Source organism: Chroococcidiopsis sp. CCALA 051, assembly GCF_003015105.1.
GTDB lineage: Bacteria > Cyanobacteriota > Cyanobacteriia > Cyanobacteriales > Chroococcidiopsidaceae > Chroococcidiopsis > Chroococcidiopsis thermalis.
In genome coordinates, this window is sequence record NZ_PYCI01000225.1 from 1 (window position 1) to 5,207 (window position 5,207).

Sequence of the window (5,207 nt, forward strand, 5' to 3'; positions counted from 1 at the left end):
CCGACTCCCACCACCCTAGTAGGGGCGCACAGCAGTGCGCCCCTACCGACTCCCGACTCCACCCCGAACCCCCCTTCACCCAAATCGTCCGCCACGAATTCGTCGATCCCAGCTTGCAACAAGCAAGACTCGTCATGCTGTGGCGGGTTCCAGGGTTAGTACAGCTAGAGCAAACTTACGCCCTAGATGTTTTAGCAGCAATTTTGAGTCACGGGCGCACGTCGAGATTGGTGAGAGAACTGCGGGAAGAAAAGGGCTGGGTTTCCAATATTTCTGTGAGTAACTTGACACAGCACCTACAAGGGCTATTTTACGTTTCTGCCCAGATGCCAGTAGAAAACCTGGAGATGGTCGAAGCAGCGATCGCATCCCAAATCGAGCAGTTACAATCTACCCCGGTACAGAACTCGGAAATCGCGCGGGTTGGTACTCAAGTTGCCAATCGCTTTATTTTTGCCAACGAAACGCCCAGCGAACGCGCTGGTTTGTATGGCTACTATCAGTCATTAACCGGAGATTTAGCATCCGCGTTAGAGTATCCAAGTAAAATTCAAGCTCTCACTACTGCCGATTTACAAGCTGCTGCCGTGCAATATCTTTCCCCTACGGCTTACGGCATCGTTACCACTAAACCCGAATAAGAGTATATATGTGGACGGAGATTGCCCATCATATTTCCAAGATTTCAGGAAAAGAGTTTTTTGTCAATAGTCAGCGGACAGTGAGTGGCGGTTGCATTAACCAAGGCTACACCGTTACCGATGGCGATCGCACTTACTTTGTCAAACTCAATTCCCCCTCCCAGACTGCCATGTTTGAAGCAGAGGCGCTGGGATTAAAACAAATGTCGGCTACGGCAACTATTCGTGTCCCACAACCGATTTGTTGGGGAACAACCGATCGGTCTGCATACATTGTTTTGGAATGGTTGGACTTAGGACGTGGAGGAACTCCGGCTTGGGCAGAAATGGGACGACAGCTAGCAGCAATGCACGATCGCAGCAGCAATCAAGCGTTTGGCTGGGATATAAATAATACGATTGGTTCTACACCGCAAATCAATACTTGGATGACGGATTGGGTAGAATTCTATACTCAACACCGTTTGCGATATCAATTTCAGCTAGCAAAACGTAGAGGCGGACGCTTTCCCCAACAGGAAAAGTTACTTGCGGCAATTGGGCAAATCCTGGCAGAACATCAACCGTCACCTTCCCTAGTCCACGGGGATTTGTGGGGTGGTAACGCCGCTTTTACCAGTGCTGGAGAACCCGTCATTTTCGATCCCGCAACATATTACGGCGATCGCGAAGTTGATGTTGCCATGACTGAATTATTTGGTGGTTTCCCAGCCGCTTTTTATCAGGGATATAACGAAGTTCTGCCGCTAGATTCTGGTTACGAACGGCGAAAAATTCTCTACAATCTCTATCACATTTTGAACCACTTCAACTTATTTGGTGGGAGTTACGAGTCTCAGGCAAATGGGGCGATCGCGAGACTTTTAGGTTGATAGCGGTTTTCAATTGGATGCAATGCACGTCTGTAGGGGCGCACAGCTGTGCGCCCCTACAAATATCATCCACACAACCGAGAATTGCTATGAAGGTATAACAACAACTTAGATTCAAGGTTAATTGACTCTCCAGCCAACTAGAGAGTTGATAATAGATAAGTAGGGATAAATGCAGTTAGAGCAGTCGCCGTACATCAAAAATTGACTTTGGAGACGTATTATGTTAGTTCAAGAGCGATCGCTACTCATCGGTCAAGTAACAGCTATGAGCGGTGTCCCAATTAGAACGATCCGCTATTATGAAACTCTGGGTCTGTTACAATCTTCCAGCCGCACTGAAGGAGGCTTCCGACAGTTTTCCCCCGATGTCTTGACTCGGCTATCATTCATCAAACGCGCTCAAAAACTCGGTCTGAGCTTAGAAGAAATTAAAGAAATTCTTGATGTTTACGATCGCGGTAATTTGCCTTGCGGTGAAGTTAAAGAGAAGTTAGAAGATAAATTGCGACAAATCGATCGCCAAATTCAGCAGTTGATGACATTGCAGGCTGAATTGAAGGGATTACTTTCGGGTTGGGAGTCTGTACCAGTTCCGCAGCCTGGAACAATTTGCCCGATCGTTCAGAGAGATAGAGACGATCGCGTAGATATTGGGCGATCGTCAGACTATACATGAAGCAACAATTCGCGAACGACTACCAGAGTAAGATACTTATGCAGCCATAGCTGTAGCCATCTGGCGACAAGTCTCAGCACAACGACGGCAAGCTTGAGCGCAGCGCTTGCAATGGTCGTGGTCGTGCTTCTCGCACTCAGTGGCACAGCGATCGCAAGCTTCAGCACAAACACTACACATTTGCCCGTGAAGGTCTGAATTACGCGACATAAACCGGGCGCATAAATCGCAAGTATCGGCACAATCGCGACATCGCTTGATACATTCAGCCATCATTTGTACCATATCTTCGCTCAGGCAAGCATCGGCACAGTTTTCGCACTCGCGTAGGCAATCGAGACAAGCCTGAATGCAAGTTTCAAGTAATGATTGGTGAGATTGAGCTGCTGTCATAACTCTCCTCCAAAAGCTTTAAAAACAAAATAATGAAGCAGTCATTATGCTTCTGTAGTTTCACTTTAGAAGGTAGCAAATGCGATCGCCTCTTTCTAATGATATGGAGAAGATTTCTGACTGTAGAGATACAGCAATTTCATCCTAATTTCATCTTGGTTTTGTAATACTTGAATCTTGGTACAATTCAAACTCTTTATTGAGTGCAACCTTCATCTTGTATGAGCAGTCATATCCTTGTATAAACGTAATAGTTGACTCTCTAGTCAGCTAGAGATTTCATAATTGAGATGGTAATTTTCAAGCTATTGAATGGATAGAAAGTCATTTATGCAAACTAATTCTGGAAAAACTAAAGTTTTGGTAATAGCTCTAAGCGCGATCGCCACAATGACAATTGGTGTACTGGCTGCTAATTTTGGGATCTCGGCAAAAGACAGCCAATCTTCAAACAATACCAACGCTCATGTGAAGCAGAACATGCAACATGGTGGCAGCATGATGCATCACGGGAGCGGTATGTCGATGGATTTGGGTCCAGCTGATGCCAACTACGATCTGCGATTTATTGATGCAATGAGAATGCATCACCAAGGGGCGATCGAGATGGCAAAAGAGGCACAGCAAAAATCAAAGCGTCCTGAAATCAAAAAACTAGCGGACAACATCATCACTGCTCAAAATCGGGAGATTGGGCAAATGAAACAGTGGCGACAAGCCTGGTATCCCAAAGCAGGCAAGCAGATGATGGCTTATCACTCTCAAATGGGACATATGATGCCGATGTCATCAGACCAGATGCAAGGCATGATGATGAGCCAAGATTTAGGTGTAGCTGACTCTCAATTCGACCTCCGCTTCATTAATGCAATGATTCCGCATCATGAAGGTGCGGTGACAATGGCTCAAGACGCGCTGAAAAAGTCGCAGCGACCGGAAATTAAGCAATTGGCAAAAGACATTATTAGCGATCAACAGAAAGAGATCGCTCAAATGAAGCAGTGGCGCAAAGCTTGGTATAACCAGTAGATCGCATACATTGTAGCGCTAACGTAGGGACGCACAACTGTGCGTCCTTAAAGTATGGTGTGTTTCATCCAATTGAAAACCGCTATCAAATTCAATCGGCGATCGCAATTTCATCTTGATTTCATTCGCATGGGGGAAACTGAATAATCAGTAGTGCAGTTGTAGCACTCGTTTGCTCTGATGGTACGCGAGGATATTTCTAGATAAATAATGCGCAAATCACACCTGAAGCGATCGCCTGCACCGCTTTGCCGCATATCGGGAGCGATCGTTAGCCTAGCGATCGTGATGGTTCCCGTAACTGTGTTAGCTCACGGCGGACACGGAGATGAATTTCACGGCGGAAGTGAGGCAACTCAAACGACTGACTCGATTCAAGTCGATGCCCAAACTGTCAAGCGTTTGGAAATTAAAGTAGAACCAGTTAAGCGACAACAACTCGCTGTAGGACTACCAGCAACTGGACAAATTGAAACTTTGCCCAATCGACAAGTAGAAGTTACGACACCGATTTCAGGAGCTAAGGTAGCCCAATTATTAGTACAACCTGGTGCTTACGTGCAAGCAGGTCAACCTGTCGCTATTTTAGCGGCTCCCGACTTAGTAGAACTGCGCGTCACTTCCCAAGAAAAGAAAGCGGAGGCACGAGCAGATTTACAAAAAGCGCAAGCAGATCTAAGGCTAGCGCAACAAAACTATCAGCGTTTCTCACAAATTGCTGCCGCAGAAATTGCCCAAGCACAAAGTCAAGTAGACTTTGCTCAAGAAAAATCTGACAAAGACCAAATTTTATTAACTCAAGGCGCAATACCCCGTCGCCAAGCTCTAGAATCTCAAACTCAGCTAGCCGAAGCCAAAGCTAAACTGACAGCAGCAGATAGCCGCCGAGATGTCATTGCAGCCGAAGCCGATCTCAAACGCGCTCAGTCATCCGTGCAAGCGGCTCAGTCGCATTTAAGTCTCAGCGACACAGCATATCAAACTCGACTACAACAACTGGGTGCAAAAGCTAATGCGCAAGGACAGGTAACAGTTACAGCTCCTATTTCAGGTAGAGTTGCCGATCGCGACGTGACTCTCGGTCAATCCTTCGAGGATACAGGTGGCAAGCTGATGACAATTGTAAATGACAGTCGGGTTTATGCCACAGCCAACATTTATGAAAAAGATTTAAATAAAGTCAAAAACGGTCAAACAGTTAGAGTCACAGTTGCTTCTATGCCTAACCGAACTTTCACTGGACGAGTTGCTGTAATTGGTTCGGTTGTAGAAGGCGAAACACGGGTAGTACCTGTCAAAGCCGAGATCGATAACTCTGGCGGAGTCCTAAAACCAGGGATGTTTGCCCAACTAGAAGTACTTGCAGATAGAACAGCGACAGCTCTGGCAATTCCTAGCTCAGCTGTGGTAGAGGCAAACGGCAAACACATGGTTTACATCCAAAATGGGAATGCCTATCAACCTGTTGAAGTGACTTTAGGTCGGACAATTGGGGATACGATTGAGGTCAAAAGCGGGTTGTTTGAGGGGGATGCGATCGTCACTCAACGCGCGCCTCAACTATACGCACAGTCTTTACGGGGAGGCGGGAAG

General features: G+C 46.5%; 6 protein-coding genes. 5 read left to right on the top strand and 1 reads right to left on the bottom strand.

What is annotated here, in order from left to right; genetic code table 11:
* From C7Y66_RS29775 to C7Y66_RS29785, 3 genes are all read left to right on the top strand, one after another.
* Positions 1-641, top strand: a 641-nt coding sequence (locus C7Y66_RS29775) for a pitrilysin family protein (protein ID WP_146149911.1), incomplete at its 5' end; no start/stop codon positions are given.
* A gap of 8 nt (positions 642-649) precedes the next feature.
* Entirely contained in the window at positions 650-1,513 is an 864-nt protein-coding gene (locus C7Y66_RS29780) for a fructosamine kinase family protein (RefSeq protein ID WP_106548300.1), read from the top strand.
* Between the two features lie 223 nt (positions 1,514-1,736).
* Positions 1,737-2,192 (top strand): heavy metal-responsive transcriptional regulator, encoded by a 456-nt coding sequence (locus C7Y66_RS29785; RefSeq protein ID WP_106548301.1) that lies wholly within the window; start codon positions 1,737-1,739, stop codon positions 2,190-2,192.
* A 36-nt stretch (positions 2,193-2,228) separates the two neighbouring features.
* Here the strand turns inward: C7Y66_RS29785 and C7Y66_RS29790 are convergent, their stop codons facing one another.
* A complete protein-coding gene (locus tag C7Y66_RS29790; protein ID WP_106548302.1) occupies positions 2,229-2,585 on the bottom strand; it encodes a four-helix bundle copper-binding protein in 357 nt (118 codons plus the stop codon).
* Positions 2,586-2,915: 330 nt separating this feature from the next.
* Between C7Y66_RS29790 and C7Y66_RS29795 the strand changes: the two genes are divergently transcribed.
* Together C7Y66_RS29795 and C7Y66_RS29800 are read left to right on the top strand one after the other, a co-directional pair.
* On the top strand, positions 2,916-3,614 hold the full coding sequence (locus tag C7Y66_RS29795) for a DUF305 domain-containing protein (RefSeq protein ID WP_106548303.1): 699 nt from the start codon (positions 2,916-2,918) through the stop codon (positions 3,612-3,614).
* Between the two features lie 210 nt (positions 3,615-3,824).
* Positions 3,825-5,207 (top strand): efflux RND transporter periplasmic adaptor subunit (locus C7Y66_RS29800; protein ID WP_106548304.1); only part of this gene is annotated, 1,383 nt, incomplete at its 3' end.